The sequence below is a fragment of the Rhodococcus pyridinivorans genome (assembly GCF_900105195.1).
Classification (GTDB): Bacteria; Actinomycetota; Actinomycetes; order Mycobacteriales; family Mycobacteriaceae; genus Rhodococcus; species Rhodococcus pyridinivorans.
This window is the reverse complement of record NZ_FNRX01000002.1, coordinates 1646131-1667442: the sequence shown is the minus strand read 5'-3', so window position 1 is coordinate 1667442 and position 21312 is coordinate 1646131. Positions and strand designations below refer to the sequence as shown.

Sequence of the window (21312 nt, the reverse complement as noted above, 5' to 3'; positions counted from 1 at the left end):
TGCTCAGTCGATCCTCAGCGTCGTCCGGGAGAATCGGCGACCATGACGCAACGGAAGCGCAACCGCACCGTCACGATCGCCGTCGTTCTCGTCGCGGCGCTGGTCGCAGTCCTGGTGGGCGCGGAGGTCTACGTCCGCAACCGCGCGACGGCCTGCCTCGCCCAGTCCTTCGAGAGCGAGCTCGGCACGGGAGTCGACGTCGACCTGAGCTGGAAGCCGGTGTTGCTCCAGCTGCTCGACCGGCAGGTTCCCTCGGTTGCTCTCGACAGCGACGACACCGCCTTCGGTCCGGCCCAGCAGATGCAGGTGCACGCCGAGGTCAACGACGTCGACCTGCGCGACTCCGCCGAGGGCGCCGGCACCATCGGCAGCTCGAGTGCTGACGTCTCGTGGCCCACCTCCGGGATCCTCGCGACCGTGCAGAGCCAGTCGGTCGGCGGCCTCGTCACCGATGTCATGGCCGACGAGAACGCGGGCACCCTGACGTTCACGGTCGGCGGCCAGGGTCTCGCGGAGTTCACCGCGCGACCGGTGGTGAACGGCGGTGTGGTGACGGTCGAGACGACCGACGCGACGATCCTCGGCATCGGGCTCCCGACGGCCCTCGTCGACGGCGTCGTGGAGATCCTGACCTCGGGTCTGCAGCAGTACCCGCTAGGTATGCAGGCCACCGAGGTGAACGTCACCGACAGCGGTATCGATCTCCGCCTCGAGGGTGGCCGCTTCGTGCTGCCGGAGGCCCCGCAGGGACAGCAGCAGCAACAACAGGAGGGCAGCTGCGGCCTCCTGTCGTGAGCGAGGAGGCCGGTCCGGCAGACCGTCGAGAGCTGTCGTCAGCTCTGGAGCCCGTCCAGCACCGCGCGGCTGCCGGACAGTCCGAGTCGCGTCGCTCCGGCCTCGATCATTGCGACCGCGTCCTCGGCGGTGCGGATGCCGCCGCTCGCCTTGATGCCGAGCTTGCCGCCCACCGTCTCCGCCATGAGCGCGACCGCGTGGGTGGTGGCGCCACCCGCGGGATGGAAACCGGTGGAGGTCTTCACGAAGTTCGCCCCGGCCTTCTCCGCGGCGCGGCACACCTCGACGATCGCCTCGTCGGAGAGCACCGCGGATTCGATGATGACCTTGAGGACAGGGTCGAAACCGATCGCTTCACGCACGGTGAGGATGTCGGCGAGGACGGCGTTGTAGTCGCCGGCCACCGCTGCGCCCACGTCGATCACCATGTCGATCTCGCGTGCGCCCTCGTCGACGGCGAGTCGCGCCTCGGCGCCCTTGATGAGGGAATGGTGCTTGCCGGAAGGGAAACCGACGACCGTCGCGACCGTGACCCCCTCGGCCCGCAGGGGCAGCATCGACGGCGACACGCACACCGCGTACACGCCGAGTTCGACGGCTTCGTCGACGAGGGCCCGCACGTCCTGCGAGGACGCTTCGGGCTTGAGGAGGGTGTGGTCGATCATCGACGCGACCTGCGCGCGGGTCAACGTAGTTCCGGACATGACTGCAGCTTTCCACACGGCGAGATCCGACGGCCGTGCTCAGCAGGCTTCGCCCCGTGCCGGGTAGTCGATTCCCATGGAAATCCTGGTGATCGCGCTTCTCGTCGCAGTTGTGGCCGTCGTGGTGGTCCGGAGGAACAGCAGACGGCGATAATTCGATACCGCCGCACCGCTTCGGCCACGACAATGATCGCGTGCTGATCCGTCGAGAACTCCCCGCCGACGTCCGTGCGACCGCCGACGTGCATCGCGCCGCGTTCGCGCCGTTCGCCCCGGAAGGTCGCGAGCCGGTCGAGCCCGGTCTGGTCGCGTCGTTGCGGGCGAGCGACGCATGGCTGCCGCCGTTGTCGCTCGTGGCCGAGGACGCCTCGGGCGCGATCGTCGGCCAGGTCGTCGCCACCCGGGGTCACGTCGGCGCCACCCCTGCCCTGGGCCTCGGTCCACTCGGTGTCCGTCCCGATTTCCAGCGCTCCGGCGTGGGCGCCGCTCTCATGCACGCCGTGCTCGGTGCGGCGGATGCCCTGGACGAGTCGATCGTGCTCCTGCTCGGACATCCCGACTACTACCCCCGCTTCGGTTTCGTGCCCGCCGCCGAACTCGGGATCTCCCCCGACGTCGAGGAGTGGGCGTCCCACTTCCAGGCACGGGCGCTCACGGCACACGACCCCGAGCTGCGGGGCACCTTCCGGTACGCCGAGCCGTTCTACGCCCTCGAGGAGCAGGCATGAACGACGATCCCGAGAACCCCTGGGCCGATTCCGCCGAGACCGCACGCACCTTCGACGCGGCGAGCGGGGATTTCGACGAGCTGACCCCGACGGTGTGGGGACCGGCCGGGCAGGCACTGGTCTTCCAGCTCGGCGTCGCCCCCGACGAGGCGGTGCTCGACGCGTGTTGCGGAACGGGATCGTCCGCGCTTCCCGCCGCCGCCGCCGTCGGACCCGAAGGTCTCGTCCACGGCGTCGACGTCGCCGACGAGATGCTCGAACACGGCCGCCTGACCGCGGAACGCCGCGGCCTGAAGAACATCGAATTCGTCTGTGCGGACGCCTCGCAGTGGGAGGCACCGTCGGACGTACCCGACGCCGGCTACGACGTGCTGTCGATCTCCTACGGGGTGTTCTTCCTCCCGGACATGGACCGAACCTTCTGGCGTCTGGTCTCGCTCGTGAGGCAGGGCGGACGCGCCGGCGTGACGGTCTGGCGACGCGGCGCGATGGAGGAGTTCTCGTCGATCGTGTTCGATGTCGCGTCGCGCTACTCCCCCGGGCTGCGCGAGCGCGGCGTCCTGCGCGACCGCACACCCCTGCACCGGATCGACACTCCGGACACACTCGAGGCGTGGCTCGCGGACGCCGGAACCGATTCCGTGGAGGTCCGCACCCTGTCGAATCTCCTTCCGGCGACGGAGGAGTTGTGCTGGTCGCTCGTAACGGGCACCGGTTTGCGCGCGGTGCTGACCGGGCTCGACTCCGGGCAGGTGGCGTCGGTGCGGCAGCAGATCGCCGAGGAGGTCACCGCACGCGGACTGCGCACGATCGATGCGACCACTCTCGTCGCCACGGGTACGGTTCGACGTCCTCCGGTCTCGGGCTGACGACCGGAGAGAGGGTCTACCGGGAGCAGGGCCGACCGGAAGTAGGACGCCGTGTGTCACCTGAGAGAATCGGGGCATGACGCTCGCCTCATCCGCCGACGATCGACGTTACGTTCTGACCCTGGGCTGCCCGGACACCACCGGGATCGTCGCCCGCATCGCGACCTTCCTCGCGGAGGTCGGTGGTTCGATCGTCGAGGCGGCCTACCACGCCGATCAAGACACCGGTTGGTTCTTCACCCGGCAGGCCGTCCGGGCGTCGTCGATCCCGTTCGGACTCGACGAGCTGCGCGAGAAGTTCGCGAGCGTCGCCGCCGACATCGGCCCGCAGACCGAATGGACGCTCTCCGACACCGGCAAGCGCAAGCGCGTCGTGCTGCTCGTCAGCAAGGAAGGGCACTGCCTGCACGACATCCTCGGACGGGTCGCCGCAGGGGAACTCGACGCCGAGATCTGCGCGGTCATCGGCAACCATCGCGATCTCGAACCGGTCGCGCAGCGACACGGCATCACCTTCCACTACGTGTCGTTCCCGAAGGATCCCGCCGAGCGCGGACCGGCTTTCGAGCAGGTCCGCAAGCTCGTCGACGCCCACGACCCGCACGCGGTGGTCCTCGCCCGGTTCATGCAGGTGCTCCCGGAGGAACTGTGCGAGCACTGGGCCGGCCGCGCGATCAACATCCACCACAGTTTCCTGCCGTCGTTCATCGGCGCACGGCCCTACCACCAGGCCTTCACGCGCGGCGTGAAGCTCATCGGCGCGACCTGCCACTACGTCACCGCCGAACTCGACGCGGGCCCGATCATCGAGCAGGACGTCATCCGCGTCAGTCACAGCGACAGCGTCAGCGACATGGTCCGTCAGGGCCGCGACGTCGAGAAGCTGGTCCTCTCGCGCGGTCTGCGCTGGCACCTCGAGGATCGGGTGCTGGTGCACGACAGTAAGACCGTCGTCTTCCGGTAGATCCCCCGAGCCGAAACCGGTCCACCCGCGAGCGGATGGACCGGTCTTTCGTGCGTGGGTGATCGGCTCAGCCGACGGGCACACCGGCTCGTTCGACAAGGTGCGCGAGCTCCTCGTCGAACCGGTCGATCGCTTCGACCGAGCTCATGTGGCCGATGCCGTCGAGCACCACGAAACGTTCGAGGTTGCCCGCACGGTCGAGTTCCTCGGCGAGACGCCGGGCGTGGACAGGCGGGGTGAGACGGTCGGCGGTTCCGACCAGCACCGTCGTCGGCACGGTGAGATTGCGCAGACCCTCACGGATGTCGAGGGCACTCAGGGCCCTGCCCCAGCCGCCCCGCGTGCGCGGCGGGCAGCCGAGCACGATCTTCTCGCAGAACTGCACCTCGGCGGCGCTCGCACCGGGCGACAGGGCCACGTAGCGCAGGGCCCGCGTCGTCACCGGGGACGCCGCCAACGGGACGGTCGCACCCATGAGCCGGCTCGCGACGGGCACCGGCACCCGCGGGAAGCGTTGCGGCAGCGGCACGATCGCCGAGTCCGCGACCAGCCGGTCGGTGCCGGTGCTCGCGAGCAGCACGCCTGCGACCGTGCGGCCGACGTTCTCCGGGTACTTCTCGGCCCACGCGATGATGCTCATCCCGCCCATGCTGTGACCTGTGAGCACGGCCTTCGAACCGGGCCGGACCACAGCGTCGAGGACCGTCTGGAGATCGTCGGCGAGCACGTCTGCTCCCAGCGTCCGCGCCCCGGCCTCGCTGTCGCCGTGCCCGCGCTGGTCGTAGACCACCACCCGGTAGTTCTCCGCGAAGGCGTTGATCTGCGGGGTCCAGTACGCGGCGTTGCACGTCCAGCCGTGACAGAACACCAGCACGGGAGCGTCCGCGTCGCCATAGGCGAGCACGTTCAGCCGGGCACCGTCGTCGGCGCGGACGTCGAGGATCTCGGGTTCGAGTTCCGGTTCGCGCAGCAGCTCGTGCGGGGCGACGTCCTCGGTACGGACGACCGTCCGACGACGCCGGCGGACGAGCACGGCGGTGGTCGCCGCGGCAGCGAGGACGATCGAGCCCGCGGCGATCGACGCGGTCGGGGACGGCTTTCTCACGGGTGGAATTCTCCTGTCGGTTCGGTGGAGCAGCGCGACGTCACAGGACGTGCGCGCGACGCAGAAGCAGAGTGGACGGACCGCCGATCAGTCCCACCTCGTCGAGGAACTCGACCGTGCGGCGAGTGCCCTGACGGAGCTTGTCGTGGTAGTGCCTGTTCTCCTGCGCGGCCTTCTTCGCTTCGGCGACGTCGAGTCCGGCCGCGGCGTAGACCTGGTCGTTCACGAGGCTGGTGACGACGAAGTACGCGCTCACCCCGAGGTGGATCCGGATCCATGCCCGCTCGAGACGTCCGAGCCGGGCCGAGCGCCTGCGTGTCTCCTCGCGGGCGTAGCGGATGTGCCGCGACTCCTCCACGACGTGGACGTGACTCACCGTCCGGGTGATGGGCTGCACCCGCTCGTCGCGCATGAAATCGCGCTGCATCATGTCGAGGATCTCCTCGGCGAACAGGGTGCCGCCGTAGGCGAGGGCGCCGCGCGCGACAGCCTTGAACAGCCGGCCGGTCTCGCGGATCCAACGCTTGGGCCGGTAGGAGGGGATGCCGTATCGCTGCGCCGACCGCGCGAACATGATCGAGTGCCGGCATTCGTCGGCGATCTCGGTGAGCCCGAACTGCACGTAGGGGGTTGCCGGATCGTGCCGGTAGAGATCGCGGACGAGCATCTGCATGAGGATCATCTCGAACCAGATCCCGGTGCCGGCGATGCTCGCGGCCTCGTGCTCGGTGAGGGTGATGCGCTGATCCTCCGACATGCGTTCCCACAGGTCGGTGCCGTAGAGACTGCACCACTCCGGGGTCATGCCGTACTTGCCGTCCACGAGCGGCGCGTCCCAGTCGATCTCGAGCTCGGGATCGTAGGAGAGCCGCGCCGACGAATCGAGCAGGCGTTGCGCGGTCTCCTGCCGGTGATCCGTGGAGTGTTCACCCGGCAGGCTGTCGTGCTTTCGCAAGAGCGTCATCGCCGATCACCTCGTCTCGGAAAATTATCCGTTACCCGAAGTGTCATTATCTGGATCACACTTGTCAAGCGAAAGGGAGGCCCGACCCCCTACCACCGAGGGCGCTGGACCTCCTCGACCCGCGGACGGACGTCCACGAGGTACACGCACACGGCGACGACCGCGATGATCCCGAGCAGACCCACCGCGCCGAAGACGACGAGGACGAGCAACGCGGCCACGAGGATGCCGAGCCAGACGGGCTTGGTCAGCTTGTCGACGGCCGGAAACGCCTCGGCGGGCTGACGCACGACGTGGAACAGCGCGAATCCCGCCCCGGCGATGGCGATGATCTGCAGCGCGAGGATGATCAGACCGGCAAGTGAATCGACATTGGTCACCACACCAGTCTACGAGAATCGGCCCTCGTGCGAGTTCGCACGAGGGCCGATCGATCACTGCAGGTCAGGAACCGCTGGTCTTGCGCGGAGCCGCCTTCTTGGCAGGGGTCTTCTTCGCCGGGGTCTTGGCGGCGGTCTTGGCCGGAGCCTTGGCGGCGGGCGTCTTGGCAACCGTCTTGGCCGGGGCCTTCGCCGGAGCCTTGGCGGGAGTCTTCTTGGCCGGAGCCTTGGCCGGGGTGACCTCGACCGGCTCGACCGGGGTGGCCACCGACTCGACCTTCTCCGCAGCCTTGTCGGCCGCTTCGCGGACCTCGCCGCGGGCCGACTCGACCCGTCCGGCGGTCTCGGAGCCCGTCTCTTCGGCACGCTCACCGAGCTCGACGACGCGCTCGGCGGCCTTGTCGCCGGCGTCGGACACGGCCTCGCTCACCTCGCCGCTCGTCTCGGAGATGCGGCCGGCCGCGCGACCCGCGAGCTTAGCGGCCTGCTCGCCGACCTCGCGGGTCCGGCGGGCCACCGTCCCGAGGGCTTCCTCGGTGAGGTCGGCGGCGTCGCCGAGCACGGCTTCGGCGCGACCGAGGCCGTCCTCGAGGGCCGGCTGGGAGCGCAGACGCTCGATGGTCTCCTCACCGCGCTCGGCAAGTGCGGTGTAGAGGTCGGAGGCGACCTTCAGGTACGCCTCGGCGACCTTGCGCAGCTCCTCGGTGCTGAAGCGCTCGCGCAGCTCCGCGATCTCCTCGGGCAGCTCGGCCGGGAGTTCGGCGAGACGCTCGCGGAGGGACTCGACGGTCTCGGTGAGATCGGCGGGCAGGGTCGCGAAGCGGTCGCGGGCGGTCTCGACCCGCTCGGCCACCTCGGTGCGGTTGGTCTCCGCACGTCGGCGCGCCTGGGCCACGAGGTCGGCGACGGCCTGGACGACGGCGTCGCCGGCACCGACCGCGGCGTAGAGGGAGGTACGGATGTTGGTGGGATCGGTCATGGAGTTTTCTCCTCGTCGAAGTCTGTCGGATGGTCGGGCCGGGCCTCGCCGGTGTTCTGCTGGTTCTCTCGGCAGAACGAGTCGTAGATGTCGAGCAGGACCTGCTTCTGCCGCTCGGTGAGAACGGTGTCGACGAGCACCGCGTCGCGCACGGCGCTCTCCGCTCGATGCTCGAGGATCCCCGCTCGCACGTAGAGAACCTCGGCCGAGAGCCGCAACCCCTTGGCGATCTGGGCGAGCACTTCCGCGGACGGCTTGCGCAGGCCCCGTTCGATCTGGCTCAGGTACGGGTTGCTGACACCGGCCAGTTGCGACAACTGGCGGAGCGACACCTGTGCAGCCTCGCGCTGCGACCGAATGAAGGCACCGATGTCCTGGGCGGCGTTGTTGACCACCCGAACGGCGATATCCCCCGGTCCGGCGCTGTCGTCCGGCGTGTCCGAGCCCTCGATCGGATCTGGTTCCGTGGACACACCGACCAGTCTACGGACAAGTGCTAGCTACAGCAAGCACCTTGCTAGCACGTGACCGTCGTCACGCGAACAGCAACTCCGAGACCGTGTAGATCGTCAACCCGGCGAGTGAGCCGACCACCGTGCCGTTGATGCGAATGAACTGCAGGTCGCGACCCACGGCGAGTTCGATCTTGCGGCTGGCCTCCTCGGCGTCCCAGCGCTCGACCGTCTCGCGGATGACGGAGGTGATCTCGTCGGCGTAGTTGGACGCGACGAAACGCACCGCGTCGAGCAACCAACCGTCGATCTTGGTGCGCAGCTCGGCGTCCTCACGCACTCGGATGCCGAACGCCATGACGTTCTCCGCGATCTTCGTGCGCAGGGTGCTGTTCGGGTCGTCCACCGAGTCGAGGATCATCCGCTTGGCCGTCCGCCAGGTCGCCGCGGCGAGCCCGGTGATCTCGTCGCGGCCCATGATCTCGGCCTTGACCTTCTCCGCCTTGGCGATGGTCACGGGATCGCTTTGCAGGTCGCGGGCGTAGTCGGCGAGGAACTTGTTGACCGCGAGCCGCACCTCGTGGTCGGGATTCGACCGCACCTTCCACGTGAACTCCACGAGTTCGCGGTGGATCTTCTCGCCGAGCAGCAGGTCGACGAACTTCGGCGACCACGACGGCGAGTCGCGGCTGATCACGCGGTCGATGGTCTCCTGGCTCCCGAGCGCCCACTGGTGCGCGCGTTCGGCGAGCATGTCGACGAGCGGCAGGTGGCGGTTCTCGGCGAGGAGTTCGGTGAGGACACGCCCGATGGGCGGTCCCCATTCCGGTTCGGCGATCCGCTTGACGATGGTGTGGTCGATGATCTGCTGGATGTCGTCCTCGCGCAGGATTCCGACCACGCCGCGCAGGACCGTCGACGTCTCCTTGGCCACACGCTGGGCGTTCTCGGGTTCGGCGAGCCAGGTACCGACCCGCAGCGGGATCTGCGCCGACTCGACCTTGGCCGACACCACCTCGGGTGCGAGGAAGTTGTTGCCGACGAACGAGCTCAGGTTGGCGCCGAGCTGGTCCTTCTTCCGCTTGATGATCGCCGTGTGCGGGATGGGTATCCGTAGTGGGTGCCGGAACAGGGCGGTCACGGCGAACCAGTCGGCGAGCGCGCCGACCATGCCGGCCTCGGAAGCCGCGCGCACGTAACCCACCCATGCGCCGGCGCCGCGGGTTTCCTGCCAGCGGCAGAAGAGATAGATGATCGCGGCGGCGACGAGGAAGCCGGTCGCGACCGCCTTCATACGGCGGAGTTCTCGGCGTTTGATCTCGTCGTCGGTCGTCAGGAGCTGCACCCGATCGATTGTGCCGAAAGTCGGCACTCGGCGGACGGATCGCCCTCGAGTTCTGAAGGACGGGGGGCCGGATCGTAGACTGAGCCGACGATCGAAACCGAACGGATGTGCCACACAGTGTCCAGCAGACCGCAGACGACTTCGACCACGACCTCGAGCGAGGCCGCCCCGCCCGTGAAGCAGGACGGCCGCAAACGGCGCTGGCACGAGCACAAGATCGCCCGCCGGGAAGAGCTCGTGGACGGCACCATCAACGCGATCCGCTCCCGCGGCCACGAGATCGGCATGGACGAGATCGCCGCCGAGATCGGCGTGTCGAAGACGGTGCTCTACCGCTACTTCACCGACAAGAGCGACCTGACGACCGCGACGATGCTGCGGTACGTCGAGACGGTCCTCGCTCCCCGGATTTACGCGGCGGTCGCGGAGGATCTCGACGAGTACGAGCTCACCCGGGAGGCGATCACCGCCTACGTCGAGACCGTCGCCGACGATCCCGAGGTCTATCTGTACGTGATGAGCAACAGCGCGTCGGCGGGGCGCGACGTGGTGGCCGATTCGGAGCGGATGATCGCCGAGCTCGTCGCTACCGTCCTCGGGGAACGGCTGCGGCTGCTCGAGATGGATTCGGGTGGTGCCGTGCCGTGGGCGTACGGAATCGTCGGCGGCATCCAGCTCGCGACGCACTGGTGGATCTCGAACAAGTCGATGACCGCCGAGGACCTGATCGATTATCTGACGATGATGATCTGGGGCGGCATGAACGGCATCGCCGGAGTCGCCGGATCTCCGGTGCGCTTCAAGTCGCAACCGCATCCACTCCTGCCGGAGTCGTCGACCACTCCCTGATCGACACCTTTATTGTTACTCGAAGTTGCATGTATAGTGCGGACATGAGCGACCACGCCGACGACCTGCACGACGAGGACGATCCCGGCTACCGCGGTCCCGCCGAGGTCACCGTGGGCAACCGCACGGTCGCCGTCGACGTCGAGATCTCCGGACGGTTCGACCCCCTGCTCGGCCGGCACGTGTGGCGCGGCCGGCTCCGCAGGCTCACCGAGACCCTCGGAGCAGACGCCTCGCCCGCCCCCGGCACCACCGTGACGATTACGGTGCCCGACGCCCCCGAGACCGCGACCGCCCGCATCTCGGAGGTCGACCTGTGGGGCAGCCACATGGTCGACGGCATCTCGCGACCGCCTTACCCTCTGCCAACCGAGACCGACGGTGTCGATCCCGCCTGATCACGACTGCGTGTGGCACACGCCCGATGACCACTGCGTGTGGCACACGCCCGATGACGCCTGCGTGTGACACGCTGGCGGGATGACGAAGGACGACGTCTTCCGGCCCGCATCGATCGTCGAAGCCCTCCGGGCGACGCCCGAGACCCGCGTCGCCGACATCGACACGAACGGCACCCCGGGATTCGACGGCGACAAGGCGCTCGGCGAACGTCTGTTCGCCGAACGTGGTGCCGTCCTCTCCGATCTGCAGGAGATGCTGTTCGCCGAGGGGCGGACCGGCGGCACCCGCTCGGTGCTGCTGATCCTGCAGGGCATGGACACCGCCGGGAAGGGCGGCATGGTGCGTCACGTCGTCGGCCAAATCGACCCGCAGGGCGTCGACCATAAGGCCTTCGGGGTGCCGACGGAGGAGGAGAAGCGGCACCACTTCCTGTGGCGGATCGCGAAGGCCCTCCCCCGCAACGGTCAGCTCGGCGTCTTCGACCGGTCGCACTACGAGGATGTGCTGGTCGCGCGGGTGAGATCACTGGTGCCGGAGAATGTCTGGCGCGGACGCTACGACGAGATCAACCGGTTCGAGAGCGAAGTCGTCCGGGAGGGCACGACCATCGTGAAGGTCGCGATGTTCGTCTCGTTGGACGAGCAGAAGAAGCGCCTCGCCGAGCGCCTCGAGCGCCGCGACAAGCACTGGAAGTACGACCCGAGCGATGTCTCGGAGCGCGCCCTGTGGCCGCAGTACCAGCAGGCCTATCAGGACATGCTGGATCGGACCAGCACCGACGAGGCGCCCTGGTACGTCGTACCGTGCGACCGCAAGTGGTACAGCCGCCTCGCGGTGACGGAACTGCTCATCGACGCGTTCGAACGTCTCGACCTCGATTGGCCGGAGCCGACTTTCGACATCGAAACGGAGAAGCGCCGACTCGCAGAGTCGTGATGTCGTGTGAGTGATGCGAGTCGGCTTTCACCGACTCGCGTCAGGTATCACCCTCAGAACAGATGCGGGGTGTCGTAGTGCCGTCTGTGGTCTCGGCGCACGGTTCCGGCCATCATGCCGAATGCCGCGCCGAGTGCGACGACAGCGCCGAGCGCCGCGACGAGCGCCCAGCCCGAGAATCCGTACCCCGCGGCGACGATCGTCAGGGCGATCATCAGGATCGAGGCGAGTGCGAGCGCATAGGCGCTCCAGGCTACGAACAGATTGAGTTTCACGACCGGCCTCCTCGGACGAGGTGTGTCCCTCTCGATGCCGACGGTACCTGCACGTGACTCGCATCACAACCGACCGGTGGATTCCTTCAGCACCTCGTAGCGGAGGACGGCGAACTCGCCGCTCTGCCCGAGCTCGGTGAGGCGCATCTCCACGTGTAGCGGGAGCAACGGACGGCCGGAACCGATGGTCACCGGCGCGAAGGAGACGACGAGCTCGTCGAGCAGACCGCGCTCGGCGAACTGTCCGGCGAGATCACCGCCGCCCACCATCCACAGGTCGCGGCCGTTCGCGGCCTCGGCCATCTCGTCGTAGACCTGACGGACGTCCTTCTGCGTGAAGCGGATGTCGCCGGGTTCGTCGCCTGCCCGGGCGACGGGCAGGTCGTCGCGATGCGTGAACACCCAGCAGGGCAGGTCGTACTCCCACTTGTCCTCGCCTGCATGGTCGAGCACCCAGCGGTAGGTGGACGAGCCCATGACGATGGCGCCGATACCGGCGATGAACTTCTCGTAGTCGAACGGCCCGCCGTCACCGGACTCCCGGGTGAGCAACCAGTCGAGCGAATGGTCCTCGGTGGCGAGGAAGCCGTCCAGTGTGCTTGCGGTGTAGTAGATCATCCGGGTCATGAGCTGCTCCTGTTCCAGTCGAGTGGATCTCCGTGATCGACGTCGAGCCCGACCGCCCGCATCATGTGCCGCGCGAGTTGACGGCGGTGTGCGGCGAAGGTGAGGACGTGGGCGACCACTCCCCCGAGGACGAAGCTCTCGGGAGGGTCGCACAGGGCGTCGATGAGCACGTCGCCCCAGGCGCCGCGGCGATGGATGTCGCGGATCGTCTCCACCCAGCGCGGAGCAACATCCTCGAAACGCACTGTCAGAGAGTCGATCCCGTTGTCAGAATCCTCGGGGTGGTCAGCGCCGGCCATCGAGGCCAACCACATCTCCTTGGCACGTACCAGGTTGCCGAGCACACGTGAGACGGATTCCTCGGGACCGTCCCATTCGAGGACCACCAGTCCGGGGAACCTGATCCGGTCGCGCTCGTCGTCGTCGAGCTCGGTGGCGCGCCCGAGGAGATAGCGGGTGTCCGCGAGGTCGTGCTGCACCATCTGCGCGAGGACCTCGGCGGCCGGGTAGTCGGGCGCGGTGGACCGCCCTCCGTCCTCCTCGACCCAGAGATTGGTGGGCGGATGGAAATGTACGCCGTTGGGGGCGGGCAACCAGTGATCGACGGGCGCGGGCGCCCAGTGGTCGACGGGCGCAGGCGCCCCGGGATCCCTACGGCCGGTGCCGAGCACCCGGGCGGCCTCGCTGGGCGGATATCCGTAGGCACGGACGAAGGCTCGGGCGAACCCTTCGACGCTGTCGTAGCCGGCGGCGAACGCCGCATCGGTGACCGAACTGCCGTGACGCAGTTGCCAGGCGGCACGCTCGAGCATCACCCGGCGCCGCAACGCCACCGGCGACTCGCCGGTGCCCACCGCGAAGGTGCGGCTGAAGTGCCACTGCGACGCGTAGGCGTGCTGCGCCATCCGTTCGAGGGTCGCGTTGTTCTCGTCGAGAACGGCGTCGAGCAGTTCCCGCAGTCGGTCACGGCCGAAGGTCATGCGTTCAGTGTCGCGCACAGACCCCGGCCGCCGCCCGACCGTTCTTGCTCTCTACCGGCTCACCCGGTCAGCCCGGCATGGTCTCGCCGCCGAGCGGGGCGAGTACCTCACCGCTGTAGTACGACGACATCGTCTCCGATGCGAAGAAGACGTAGGACGGGGCGATCTCGTCGGGCTGCGCGGCGCGGCCGAAAGGGGCCTGTTGCCCGAACTCGGAGACCTTCTCCGCGTCCATCGTCGCCGGGATCAACGGTGTCCACACCGGTCCGGGCGCCACGCAGTTCACGCGGATCTGCCTGTCCTGCAGTGCCTGCGCGAGCGAGTAGGTCAGGGCTATCACCGCGCCCTTGGTCGCCGAGTAGTCGATGAGCGTCTTGTTGCCGCGCAGACCGTTGACCGACGCGGTGTTGATGACGGAACCGCCCGGCGTCAGATGCGGCAGGGCCGCCTTCGTCACGTGGAAGAAGCTGTCGATGTTCACGGCGAAGGTGTGGCGCCACTGCTCCTCGCTCAACTCGGCGAAATCGTCGACGGGCTGCTGGGTGCCGGCATTGTTGACGAGGATGTCGAGGCCACCGAGTTGCTCGACCGTCTCGGCCACCACCGCCCGGCAGTGCTGCGCGTCGCCGAGGTCGCCCGCGATCACGTGGCATGTGCGGCCCTCGCGTCGCACCAGGTCGGCGGTGTGTTCGGCGTCGCGGTGTTCCTCGAGGTAGGCGATCGCGACGTCGGCACCCTCCTTCGCGAAGGCGACGGCGACCGCCCGTCCGATGCCGGAGTCGCCGCCCGTGACGAGGGCCTTGCGGCCGGACAGCAACCCGCGGCCGACGTAACCGCGCATCTCGTCGGCGGGGCGTTCGGCCATCTCGTCGGTCTCACCGGGATAGTCGATGGTGTGTGGTTCTCGTTCGCGGTCCTCGCTCATGGCCGCCGGATACCCACAGGCTGCATCGATATTCACGCCCGTTTCCCCGGTCCGCACCGACCGACGGGTCGTTTCTGCACCGACCGACGGGTCGTTTCTGCACCGACCGACGGGTCGTTTCTGCACTGCTCCGAGAGGGTAACCCCGGCGTATGGCTCATGAGACCCGGATGTGCGACGTGCACGACGCTCCGCTTCCCACGCCCCGCGGACCCATCTCCGCCGAGATCGTCGAGCGACTCGGTGGCCCGGTGGACGATGCCGTGTGGGACGTCGCGACCGACGGCGCGGATGCCTACGGCGAGGACGTCCAACTCGCTCTGGCCGTTCTCTACGAGCTCCACTACCGCGGGTTCGCGGGCGTCGACCCGGCCTGGGAATGGGCACCGGGCCCGCTCGGGGTCCGGGCGCGCCTCGAGCGCATCTTCCTCGATCGGCTGCGCGCCGACGTCCCGGCTTCCGACGATCCGCAGGGTGTCCTCGAGGACCTGTGCCGCGAGCCGGACGACTCGTGGGGTGTCTCCCACGAGCTCGCCGCGAACGGCACGTGGGAGATGATGCGCGAGTTCTTCGTGCATCGCTCGATCTACCACCTCAAGGAAGCGGACCCACACGCCCTCGCGATCCCGCGACTGTCCGGTCGCGCCAAAGCCGCGCTGGTCGCCGTCGAGTTCGACGAGTACGGCGGAGGTCGGGCCGAGCGCATGCACTCGCGGTTGTTCGCCGACCTGCTGCTCGCCGCCGGCCTGAAGGACGACTATCTGGGCTATCTCGACGTCGTTCCCGCCGTCACCCTTGCAACGGTGAACTTCATGTCGTTGTGCGGTCTGCACCGCGCATATACGCCGATGCTGGTCGGGATGTTCGCCGCGGCCGAGATCACCACCGCCCCCAGCGCCCGCCGCATGGTCGAGGCTCTCGAGCGTCTGGGCGCCGACGACGCGTGCGTCCTCTTCTACTCCGAGCACATCGAGGCCGACGCCGTCCACGAGCTCGTCCTGCGGCACGACGTGGTGGGTTACATGATCGAACAGGATCCGGCTCGGGCGCAGGACATCTCGTTCGGTGCGCAGGCCATCGAGTTCCTCGAGGGCCGGCTCGGAAGCCATCTGCTGGGCAGATGGACCGCCGGTCGCAGCTCGCTCCTCACGTCGGCGGAGGCACCGGCCTGACACTCGGGTACGAGACAGCGAGTGGAGCCCCGGGACAGTGCGTCCCGGGGCTCCACTCGTCGGTGCCGGGGTCCCGGCTCAGTCGATCAGGCCGGGTTCGTGTGTGGGGGTACCACCGGACCCGCGGAGGCGGCGTCGACGGAGGTTGAGCGCGGACATCACCACGCCGACGACGATGAGCACGGCGGCAGCGATGGCTCCGACGATCACCCATCCCTCGAATCCGTCGCCCGCCGCGTAGAGTACGAGAGCGACGACAGCGATCCCCGCGAGGATGCAGGCGTATCCGACCCAGCCCGAAGCTCGGGACGCAGTGGTGGGAGCGTGAGCTCGATTCGATGGTTTCGTCATGGTGGTGGATACCGCATCCGGCCCTCCACGAAACCAGCCCTCCACGAACCCGCCCTCCACGGCCCAGCAGGGGACGACGGAGGGCGGCGGATGGTTCTGCGCAGGAGAGCGTTACGGCCGAGAGTGTTACGGCGGTATCCGCCGGCCGATGGGCCCACGTTCGACGAGCGCGGCGAGTCGTTCGCGCGCGCTGCGCGGAGAGAGGACGGGGCTGTCGGTGCCCGTCGCGCTGCGCATGCCGCGCACCGTCTCGGACCACACCTCGGGACCGTCGTACTTCGGCGACCATCCGAGTTCCTCGCGGGCCCTTCTGCAGTCGAGCATCGGGCAGGTGTAGGCGAGGTCGATCCATCCGCCCTGCACCGGTTGCAACCGTAGGCGCCAGGTCGCTTCGGCGAGCGCCGACAGACCCCATCGCGGCACCGGAATCGTCGGGCAGTCGAACGGAGCGGCGAAGTCCCGCGCTCCCACCGGGGTCGGTGCACCCAGGTTGAACGGACCGGGCACCCGTCGCTCGAGCGCTGCGACCAGCGCGTCCGCCACATCGTCGGAGTGCACGGCGGGAATCGTGAGCTTGTGATCGATCGGGATCAACGGCAGATGGTTCGTGATGCCGGCGGGCACGAACTCGGGCAGCACGTAGCGTTCGAGGCCCGAGCCGGAGACGAGCTGCCCGATGAATCCCGGGCGGAAACGGGTGAGGACGGGCACGTTCGTGCCGGACTCGAAGTCGTCGAGGAATGTCTCCGCCGCAACCTTGTCGACGCTGTAGACACAGGTGGGCACGCCTTCGCGGGCCCACGACTCGTCGACCTCCCGACGGTAGGCGCCCTCGGAGTACACGGCGGCGGAGGACATGTGGATCACGTGCGCGACACCGGCGTCGGCGGCGGCCGTCATGACGGCGCGGGTACCGTCCACCGCCACCCGCCGGAGATAGTCGCGACGGTGCGAGGGCTGGAATCCCCAGGCCAGGTGCACAACGGCGTCGGCCTCCGCGAAGATCGGAGTCAGGACCCGGGCGGCGTCGGGAGCCCCGAGGTCCACGGCGCACCACTTCGCCGCCGCATACGGATCGCGCGCCGGGGGAATCCGGCGCGCGATCGCGACGATATCGAGTTGCGCGGGGTGAGCGGCCAGCCGGCGCAGGAGCGCCGTGCCGACATTTCCGCTCGCTCCGGTGACGACGATGCGTCGTGGCAGACCGGTTCGGGGTGTGGAAGCCATCGGCATCGTCGGTATCGTCCGGGTGTCCCGGTCAGCGGGCCGATTCCGCTGCGTCCTTCTCCGTCTGCGCATCGGCGTTCGGGAGAATACCGGCAGCGTTCTCGAGGTGCGCGCGGACGAACCACTGGAACTTCTCCAGCTGGCCGGTCTGGCCGATCAGGAGGTCCTCGGTGATCGGGTCGAGCTTGCCGACCTCGTCGATCGCCTTGCGGTTGTCGGTGATGATGCCGTCGTAGACGAGGTCCAGCGCAGCGAGGTGCGCCTGCGCGGTGTCGCGGCCGACCGAGTAGTCGTCCCACGTGCGGTTCTTCTCGATGGCGCCCGGCGTGCCCTTGGGCGACGCACCGAGCGCGGCGATCCGCTCGGCGACCTCGTCCGCGTATCCGCGCACGAGCTCGACCTGCGGGTCGATCATCTCGTGGACGCCGATGAAGTTCGGACCGACGACGTTCCAGTGGATGTGCTTCAGCGTGAGGTGCAGATCGTTGTAGGCACTCAGGCGCTCCTGGAGAATCTTCGCGGTGCGCGAGCCGTCGGCATCGCTCAGACCGGGAACCGTATAGCTCGAGTTCGACATATTCTTCCTCCGGAATGCTCTCGGGTGTGTCGGAAGGCGAATACCCGAGGCACGGTGGAATCCAAACATCCGGGCGCACCGGACGTCCCGTGACCTGCGTCGAATGAATTTGTCCGGATCAGGCGAGTCACAAACGTTTGGAAACGGACCAACCCGGTTATTCGATCGCCGGGCACCGAGGCTTCCAGGTTTCGGTCATGACATCTGAGGTGGCGACAATGATCATTCTGGGTCTGATTCTGTTGGTGGTGGGGTTCTTCACCGGTATCTCGATCCTCACCACACTCGGAGTGATACTTCTGGTGATCGGCGTGATCCTTGCGATCTTGGGCGCGACGGGCCGGGCGATCGGCGGACGCGCGCACTGGTACTGACCCCCTGTCGATCGTCCGTGCCGGAAGGAGACGTTCGGCACGAGGCAGAACTGCGAATCCCGGGTGCTCACGGCACCCGGGATTCGTCGTTTCCGGACCCTTACGACCCCGCCCCGATACGACAGGCCGACCGGCGGCCCGGGGTCCCGGAACGACGTCCGGGCCGGCCCCTGTGCAGGGACCGGCCCGGACCGGAAGGTTAGTTCGATGCCCTAGGTGTCGGTGCGCGCCGCCGCCTTCGGCGTACGGAGTGCGCGATGGCTGGTGTCGCAGAGGGGGTACAGCGCGCTGCGGTGACACCGGCACACGGCCACCACGAAACGGTCCGAGACCGTCTCGGCGCCGTCGTCCTCGACGATCCGCACCGGGCCCTCGACGAGGGTGGGACCGCCCCTCACCTGCCGCACGACCCGTGCTTCGCACTCTCCGTCGGCGGTGAGCTGCGTGATCTTCGGTGCCTTGCTCACGTTCTCAACTCCTCGTGCGGGGGCGGTCGGCGCGGACGACGACCACCTCCTCGGTCAGTGCCCCGGGCTCCGCCAGCTGCGACGAGTACAGATAGTCCGTGCGGTTGCGAAGGACCGGTCCGAAGGGGATACGGCTGCGGGCGACGACGGATGCCTTGAGGTCCGCCTCGCGCAGCCGGGACAGTGTTGCCTCCACACCGGTGAACTCGGAGTGCACGATCAGCGCGAATCCGCCGGGCGTGAGCAGGGTGGGCAGGCTGTCGCACAACGGATCGAGCACGCAGCGGCCGTCGGCGCCGGCATCCCAGCGCGGGTCGCGGTTCTCCCCGTCGCACGGAACGTACGGCGGATTCGACAAGACGATGTCGAACGGACCGTGGCGCAACGCCTCGTCCAGGCCTCCCTGCCGGGCACGGATCGGCAGCCGGCGCGACCACGCGTTGACGCGGGCGCTGAACACGGCTCGCGGGTTGATGTCGAAGGCGGTCACCGACGAGGCACCGAGCATGGCGGCGTTCACCGCCAGAAACCCTGTCCCGGTGCAGAAGTCGAGCACCTTCGCACCCTTCGTACCGCCTGCGTCCGCAAGCGCGCCTGCGAGCAGATACGAATCCTCTTGGGGGCGGTACACCCCCGGAAGACGCCATACCCGCGGCGAATCCGATCCGTCCAGCGCCAGGGAAGCTGTCACGTCACACCACCTCGGTATCTCGAGTTCGCCGGCATCTCCACCACCCCGGGCCGAAAACCCGGATCCGTCCGTTCGCGGGCGGATACCCGCGCGACTTCCGTGTGAAACACGCCACCGTTCCGCGTGGGAGGTCCAGCAATCACGAGAACAGCACCCGGCGAGCGGCATTTCGCACGCGTCGGGTCACCGGAGCGGTGCGTTTGCCGTCCGCGAGTGCGGCGTGAGCGGCGTTCCAGCCACCCATGCCGTGGACTCCCCCGCCCGGATGCGCACCCGAGCTGGCGAGATACACCCCTTCGACCGGCGTCCGCGGTCCGCCGAAACCGGGAGTGGGCCGCAGGAACAACTGCTGGTGGACCTGCGCGGTTCCACCGTTGACGGCGCCGCCGACGAGATTTGCGTCGGCTGCTTCGAGGTCGCCGGGTCGCTGGACGTGCCGGCCGACCACGCGTGCACCGAAACCCGGTGCGTAGGCCTCGAGTTGCGCGTCGACGCGTTCGGCGAGGTGGTCGGCGGACGCGTCGTCGGTGATGCCCCGCGGCAGATGTGTGTAGGCCCAGCAGCTTTCGGTTCCCTCGGGCGACCGCGTCGTGTCGGTGGTGGTCATCTGCCCGAAGAGGAGGAAGGGCGACTCGGGGACGACCCCGGTGGACAGATCGGCCGACCACCGGATCATCGCGTCCGTATCGGCACCGACGTGCACCGTGCCGGCCCCGCTCAACGAGGGCGAACGCCACGGCACGCGGCCGTCGAGCGCGTAGTTCACCTTCACGACCGGGGTGTCCCATTCGAACTTGCGCAGGTCGTCGAGTACCCGTGACCCGACGGCGTCGGCCGGGAGGAGCCGCGTGTACAGGGCCGGGGCCGAGGTATCGGCGAGGACGGCACGTCGCACCTTCACCCGCTCGCCACCGGCGATCCGGACTGCGGAGACCTTCCCGCCCTGCACCTCCACGCCGACGACCGGCGAGTCGCACCGCAGCTGGGCACCCGCTGCGGCGCCGCGCCGGACCAGCGCGTCGGTGAGCGCTCCCGCGCCGCCGACCGGCGCGGGGAATCCGACGTCCTGCGCGAGCATCGTGAGCATGTAACCCATCACGCCGCTGCCGGGCGCCTCGGGCGGTGTGTCGGCATGCATGGCATTGCCCAGGAGCAGCAGCCGCGCCGCCGAACCGCCGAACAACTCCGACGACATCCGGGTGACGGGCAGCGCGAGCATGCGCGCGTAGCGCAGCAGATCTCCCGTCTTCATGGTGCGCAGCAGGTCCACGGAACCCCGGACGGGCGGGAACGGACCGAGGAGCAGTTCGAGAAGCGCGCCGCGTACCTGCTTCCACTGGTCGAACAGCGCCAGCCACGCTTCCCCGTCACCGACGTAGCGACGCTCGAGGTCGGCCGCCGTGTCGGTCGGATCCGGAGAGACGACGATCGCGTCCTCGTCGTCGGGGCCCAGCGGGTGACCGAAGGCCTTCGGGGAACGCGCCCAGCGGAGGCCGTGCGACGCGAGATCGAGGGCTTGGAAGGCCGGTGAGGCCACACCGAGCGGATAGAACGCGCTGAACAGATCGGCGCAGTATCCCGGGTGAAGTTCTGCGCTGCGCACCGCTCCACCGGGTTCGGGTTGTTCCTCCAGTACGAGGACGTCCCATCCGGCGTCGGCGAGCACCGCGGCGGCGGTCAGACCGTTGGGTCCGGCGCCGATGACAACCGCATCGACCGTCGCGTCGCTCATTCGGTGGCGCCTTCGGCGAGCAGCACCAGCCGTCTCAGGCATTCCTGGTTCCGTGGCAACACCATTTCCTCCTGTACGCGATCGGGGACGAGGGCGTACGGTCCTTCGACGACGTGTTCGGCCATCGTGATGCGGGTGCCGCCGTCGTGGGTGGGTTCGAGCGAGATCGCGATCTCGGCCTTGCCGAACAGCCAGGCACGTGCGCGCAGCACCAGTTGCCGTTCGGGCACCACCTCGCTGACCTCGGTGTGGTCGTCGAGCAGGAGAGGCCACAGACCCACCGAATGATGGATCCGGGTGTCCCGTTGCGGCCAGGCGGGGTCGACGGCCCGGATGCGCGACGCACCCACCACCCATGCCGCGTACCGCCAGCCGTCGGCGAGGATCTCCCATACACGCGCCGGTGCCACCGAAGTCTCGATCGTCGCGATCCTGGCCATGCC

27 protein-coding genes are annotated in these 21312 nt (G+C 68.4%); 9 read left to right on the top strand and 18 right to left on the bottom strand.

The window, feature by feature from the left end; translation table 11 throughout:
* The first annotated feature begins 42 nt into the window (after positions 1-42).
* On the top strand, positions 43-795 hold the full coding sequence (locus BLV31_RS08230) for an LmeA family phospholipid-binding protein (protein WP_006552374.1): 753 nt from the start codon (positions 43-45) through the stop codon (positions 793-795).
* A 38-nt stretch (positions 796-833) separates the two neighbouring features.
* On the opposite strand, the gene deoC is transcribed toward BLV31_RS08230, so the two are convergent.
* Positions 834-1499, bottom strand: coding sequence for a deoxyribose-phosphate aldolase (gene deoC, locus BLV31_RS08225; RefSeq protein WP_019291175.1), 666 nt, complete (start codon positions 1497-1499; stop codon positions 834-836).
* Between the two features lie 194 nt (positions 1500-1693).
* Here deoC and BLV31_RS08220 point away from each other — a divergent pair, with 194 nt between their 5' ends.
* The 3 genes from BLV31_RS08220 to purU all read left to right on the top strand — a co-directional run bounded on the left by BLV31_RS08220 (position 1694) and on the right by purU (position 4060).
* The gene (locus BLV31_RS08220) at positions 1694-2227 is read left to right on the top strand and encodes a GNAT family N-acetyltransferase (protein WP_064061802.1); all 534 of its coding nucleotides are present in this window, start codon (positions 1694-1696) and stop codon (positions 2225-2227) included.
* Positions 2224-3096, top strand: coding sequence for a class I SAM-dependent methyltransferase (locus BLV31_RS08215; RefSeq protein ID WP_024101749.1), 873 nt, complete (start codon positions 2224-2226; stop codon positions 3094-3096). Before BLV31_RS08220 ends, BLV31_RS08215 begins: the two co-directional genes overlap by 4 nt.
* A 76-nt stretch (positions 3097-3172) precedes the next feature.
* Positions 3173-4060: a formyltetrahydrofolate deformylase gene (gene purU / locus BLV31_RS08210; protein ID WP_006552379.1), complete on the top strand. Its 888-nt coding sequence runs from the start codon at positions 3173-3175 to the stop codon at positions 4058-4060.
* Positions 4061-4127: 67 nt separating this feature from the next.
* Here the strand turns inward: purU and BLV31_RS08205 are convergent, their stop codons facing one another.
* From BLV31_RS08205 to BLV31_RS08180, 6 genes are all read right to left on the bottom strand, one after another.
* The gene (locus BLV31_RS08205; protein WP_064061803.1) at positions 4128-5165 is read right to left on the bottom strand and encodes an alpha/beta fold hydrolase; all 1038 of its coding nucleotides are present in this window, start codon (positions 5163-5165) and stop codon (positions 4128-4130) included.
* A gap of 40 nt (positions 5166-5205) precedes the next feature.
* A complete protein-coding gene (locus tag BLV31_RS08200) occupies positions 5206-6129 on the bottom strand; it encodes an AurF N-oxygenase family protein (protein ID WP_006552381.1) in 924 nt (307 codons plus the stop codon).
* An 89-nt stretch (positions 6130-6218) separates the two neighbouring features.
* Positions 6219-6509: a DUF2516 family protein gene (locus BLV31_RS08195; protein ID WP_024101750.1), complete on the bottom strand. Its 291-nt coding sequence runs from the start codon at positions 6507-6509 to the stop codon at positions 6219-6221.
* 64 nt (positions 6510-6573) lie between these two features.
* On the bottom strand, positions 6574-7488 hold the full coding sequence (locus BLV31_RS08190) for a hypothetical protein (RefSeq protein ID WP_064061804.1): 915 nt from the start codon (positions 7486-7488) through the stop codon (positions 6574-6576).
* Positions 7485-7961, bottom strand: coding sequence for a helix-turn-helix domain-containing protein (locus tag BLV31_RS08185; RefSeq protein WP_006552384.1), 477 nt, complete (start codon positions 7959-7961; stop codon positions 7485-7487). Before BLV31_RS08185 ends, BLV31_RS08190 begins: the two co-directional genes overlap by 4 nt.
* Before the next feature lie 61 nt (positions 7962-8022).
* Positions 8023-9234: a DUF445 domain-containing protein gene (locus BLV31_RS08180; RefSeq protein ID WP_259443923.1), complete on the bottom strand. Its 1212-nt coding sequence runs from the start codon at positions 9232-9234 to the stop codon at positions 8023-8025.
* Between the two features lie 156 nt (positions 9235-9390).
* Between BLV31_RS08180 and BLV31_RS08175 the strand changes: the two genes are divergently transcribed.
* The 3 genes from BLV31_RS08175 to BLV31_RS08165 all read left to right on the top strand — a co-directional run bounded on the left by BLV31_RS08175 (position 9391) and on the right by BLV31_RS08165 (position 11472).
* Positions 9391-10134, top strand: a complete 744-nt coding sequence (locus BLV31_RS08175) for a TetR/AcrR family transcriptional regulator (protein ID WP_024101752.1) — start codon at positions 9391-9393, stop codon at positions 10132-10134.
* A gap of 44 nt (positions 10135-10178) precedes the next feature.
* Positions 10179-10532 (top strand): DUF4873 domain-containing protein, encoded by a 354-nt coding sequence (locus BLV31_RS08170; RefSeq protein WP_064061805.1) that lies wholly within the window; start codon positions 10179-10181, stop codon positions 10530-10532.
* Between the two features lie 82 nt (positions 10533-10614).
* Complete coding sequence (locus tag BLV31_RS08165; RefSeq protein WP_064061806.1) at positions 10615-11472, top strand: polyphosphate kinase 2 family protein; 858 nt, start codon at positions 10615-10617, stop codon at positions 11470-11472.
* 53 nt (positions 11473-11525) lie between these two features.
* On the opposite strand, the gene BLV31_RS08160 is transcribed toward BLV31_RS08165, so the two are convergent.
* The 4 genes from BLV31_RS08160 to BLV31_RS08145 all read right to left on the bottom strand — a co-directional run bounded on the left by BLV31_RS08160 (position 11526) and on the right by BLV31_RS08145 (position 14279).
* A complete protein-coding gene (locus BLV31_RS08160) occupies positions 11526-11747 on the bottom strand; it encodes a hypothetical protein (protein WP_006552390.1) in 222 nt (73 codons plus the stop codon).
* A 63-nt stretch (positions 11748-11810) separates the two neighbouring features.
* Positions 11811-12374 carry a dihydrofolate reductase family protein gene (locus BLV31_RS08155; protein WP_024101753.1) on the bottom strand — a complete coding sequence of 188 codons (564 nt, stop codon included), beginning with the start codon at positions 12372-12374 and terminating at the stop codon, positions 11811-11813.
* Positions 12371-13354, bottom strand: a complete 984-nt coding sequence (locus tag BLV31_RS08150) for a helix-turn-helix transcriptional regulator (protein ID WP_064061813.1) — start codon at positions 13352-13354, stop codon at positions 12371-12373. Before BLV31_RS08150 ends, BLV31_RS08155 begins: the two co-directional genes overlap by 4 nt.
* A gap of 67 nt (positions 13355-13421) precedes the next feature.
* Entirely contained in the window at positions 13422-14279 is an 858-nt protein-coding gene (locus BLV31_RS08145; RefSeq protein ID WP_019291163.1) for an SDR family oxidoreductase, read from the bottom strand.
* A 151-nt stretch (positions 14280-14430) separates the two neighbouring features.
* On the opposite strand from BLV31_RS08145, the gene BLV31_RS08140 reads away from it, so the two are divergent.
* On the top strand, positions 14431-15450 hold the full coding sequence (locus BLV31_RS08140; RefSeq protein WP_081263513.1) for an iron-containing redox enzyme family protein: 1020 nt from the start codon (positions 14431-14433) through the stop codon (positions 15448-15450).
* Between the two features lie 78 nt (positions 15451-15528).
* Here BLV31_RS08140 and BLV31_RS08135 read toward each other — a convergent pair whose 3' ends face one another.
* The 3 genes from BLV31_RS08135 to BLV31_RS08125 form a co-directional block, all read right to left on the bottom strand.
* Positions 15529-15801 (bottom strand): hypothetical protein, encoded by a 273-nt coding sequence (locus tag BLV31_RS08135; RefSeq protein ID WP_006552395.1) that lies wholly within the window; start codon positions 15799-15801, stop codon positions 15529-15531.
* Between the two features lie 126 nt (positions 15802-15927).
* On the bottom strand, positions 15928-17034 hold the full coding sequence (locus tag BLV31_RS08130; protein WP_064061808.1) for an NAD-dependent epimerase/dehydratase family protein: 1107 nt from the start codon (positions 17032-17034) through the stop codon (positions 15928-15930).
* A 25-nt stretch (positions 17035-17059) separates the two neighbouring features.
* Positions 17060-17605: a Dps family protein gene (locus BLV31_RS08125; protein ID WP_064061809.1), complete on the bottom strand. Its 546-nt coding sequence runs from the start codon at positions 17603-17605 to the stop codon at positions 17060-17062.
* 218 nt (positions 17606-17823) lie between these two features.
* On the opposite strand from BLV31_RS08125, the gene BLV31_RS24985 reads away from it, so the two are divergent.
* On the top strand, positions 17824-17979 hold the full coding sequence (locus BLV31_RS24985; RefSeq protein WP_006552398.1) for a DUF6131 family protein: 156 nt from the start codon (positions 17824-17826) through the stop codon (positions 17977-17979).
* Between the two features lie 212 nt (positions 17980-18191).
* Here BLV31_RS24985 and BLV31_RS08120 read toward each other — a convergent pair whose 3' ends face one another.
* The 4 genes from BLV31_RS08120 to BLV31_RS08105 all read right to left on the bottom strand — a co-directional run bounded on the left by BLV31_RS08120 (position 18192) and on the right by BLV31_RS08105 (position 21309).
* Positions 18192-18446 (bottom strand): CDGSH iron-sulfur domain-containing protein, encoded by a 255-nt coding sequence (locus tag BLV31_RS08120; RefSeq protein ID WP_019291160.1) that lies wholly within the window; start codon positions 18444-18446, stop codon positions 18192-18194.
* Positions 18447-18450: 4 nt separating this feature from the next.
* Positions 18451-19077 (bottom strand): HemK2/MTQ2 family protein methyltransferase, encoded by a 627-nt coding sequence (locus tag BLV31_RS08115; protein ID WP_019291159.1) that lies wholly within the window; start codon positions 19075-19077, stop codon positions 18451-18453.
* A 199-nt stretch (positions 19078-19276) separates the two neighbouring features.
* A complete protein-coding gene (locus BLV31_RS08110; protein WP_024101761.1) occupies positions 19277-20869 on the bottom strand; it encodes a phytoene desaturase family protein in 1593 nt (530 codons plus the stop codon).
* A complete protein-coding gene (locus tag BLV31_RS08105) occupies positions 20866-21309 on the bottom strand; it encodes an SRPBCC family protein (RefSeq protein ID WP_006553563.1) in 444 nt (147 codons plus the stop codon). Before BLV31_RS08105 ends, BLV31_RS08110 begins: the two co-directional genes overlap by 4 nt.
* Positions 21310-21312: the final 3 nt, after the last annotated feature.

Coding starts and splice junctions, on each gene's coding strand:
- BLV31_RS08105 (WP_006553563.1), bottom strand. CDS start 21,309: ATGGCCAGGATCGCGACGATCGAGACTTCGGTGGCACCGGCGCGTGTA.
- BLV31_RS08130 (WP_064061808.1), bottom strand. CDS start 17,034: ATGCCGATGGCTTCCACACCCCGAACCGGTCTGCCACGACGCATCGTC.
- BLV31_RS08155 (WP_024101753.1), bottom strand. CDS start 12,374: ATGACCCGGATGATCTACTACACCGCAAGCACACTGGACGGCTTCCTC.
- deoC (WP_019291175.1), bottom strand. CDS start 1,499: ATGTCCGGAACTACGTTGACCCGCGCGCAGGTCGCGTCGATGATCGAC.
- BLV31_RS08145 (WP_019291163.1), bottom strand. CDS start 14,279: ATGAGCGAGGACCGCGAACGAGAACCACACACCATCGACTATCCCGGT.
- BLV31_RS08230 (WP_006552374.1), top strand. CDS start 43: ATGACGCAACGGAAGCGCAACCGCACCGTCACGATCGCCGTCGTTCTC.
- BLV31_RS08215 (WP_024101749.1), top strand. CDS start 2,224: ATGAACGACGATCCCGAGAACCCCTGGGCCGATTCCGCCGAGACCGCA.
- BLV31_RS08125 (WP_064061809.1), bottom strand. CDS start 17,605: ATGTCGAACTCGAGCTATACGGTTCCCGGTCTGAGCGATGCCGACGGC.
- BLV31_RS08135 (WP_006552395.1), bottom strand. CDS start 15,801: ATGACGAAACCATCGAATCGAGCTCACGCTCCCACCACTGCGTCCCGA.
- BLV31_RS24985 (WP_006552398.1), top strand. CDS start 17,824: ATGATCATTCTGGGTCTGATTCTGTTGGTGGTGGGGTTCTTCACCGGT.
- BLV31_RS08140 (WP_081263513.1), top strand. CDS start 14,431: ATGGCTCATGAGACCCGGATGTGCGACGTGCACGACGCTCCGCTTCCC.
- BLV31_RS08200 (WP_006552381.1), bottom strand. CDS start 6,129: ATGACGCTCTTGCGAAAGCACGACAGCCTGCCGGGTGAACACTCCACG.
- BLV31_RS08150 (WP_064061813.1), bottom strand. CDS start 13,354: ATGACCTTCGGCCGTGACCGACTGCGGGAACTGCTCGACGCCGTTCTC.
- purU (WP_006552379.1), top strand. CDS start 3,173: ATGACGCTCGCCTCATCCGCCGACGATCGACGTTACGTTCTGACCCTG.
- BLV31_RS08110 (WP_024101761.1), bottom strand. CDS start 20,869: ATGAGCGACGCGACGGTCGATGCGGTTGTCATCGGCGCCGGACCCAAC.
- BLV31_RS08165 (WP_064061806.1), top strand. CDS start 10,615: ATGACGAAGGACGACGTCTTCCGGCCCGCATCGATCGTCGAAGCCCTC.
- BLV31_RS08190 (WP_064061804.1), bottom strand. CDS start 7,488: ATGACCGATCCCACCAACATCCGTACCTCCCTCTACGCCGCGGTCGGT.
- BLV31_RS08175 (WP_024101752.1), top strand. CDS start 9,391: ATGTGCCACACAGTGTCCAGCAGACCGCAGACGACTTCGACCACGACC.
- BLV31_RS08170 (WP_064061805.1), top strand. CDS start 10,179: ATGAGCGACCACGCCGACGACCTGCACGACGAGGACGATCCCGGCTAC.
- BLV31_RS08180 (WP_259443923.1), bottom strand. CDS start 9,234: ATGAAGGCGGTCGCGACCGGCTTCCTCGTCGCCGCCGCGATCATCTAT.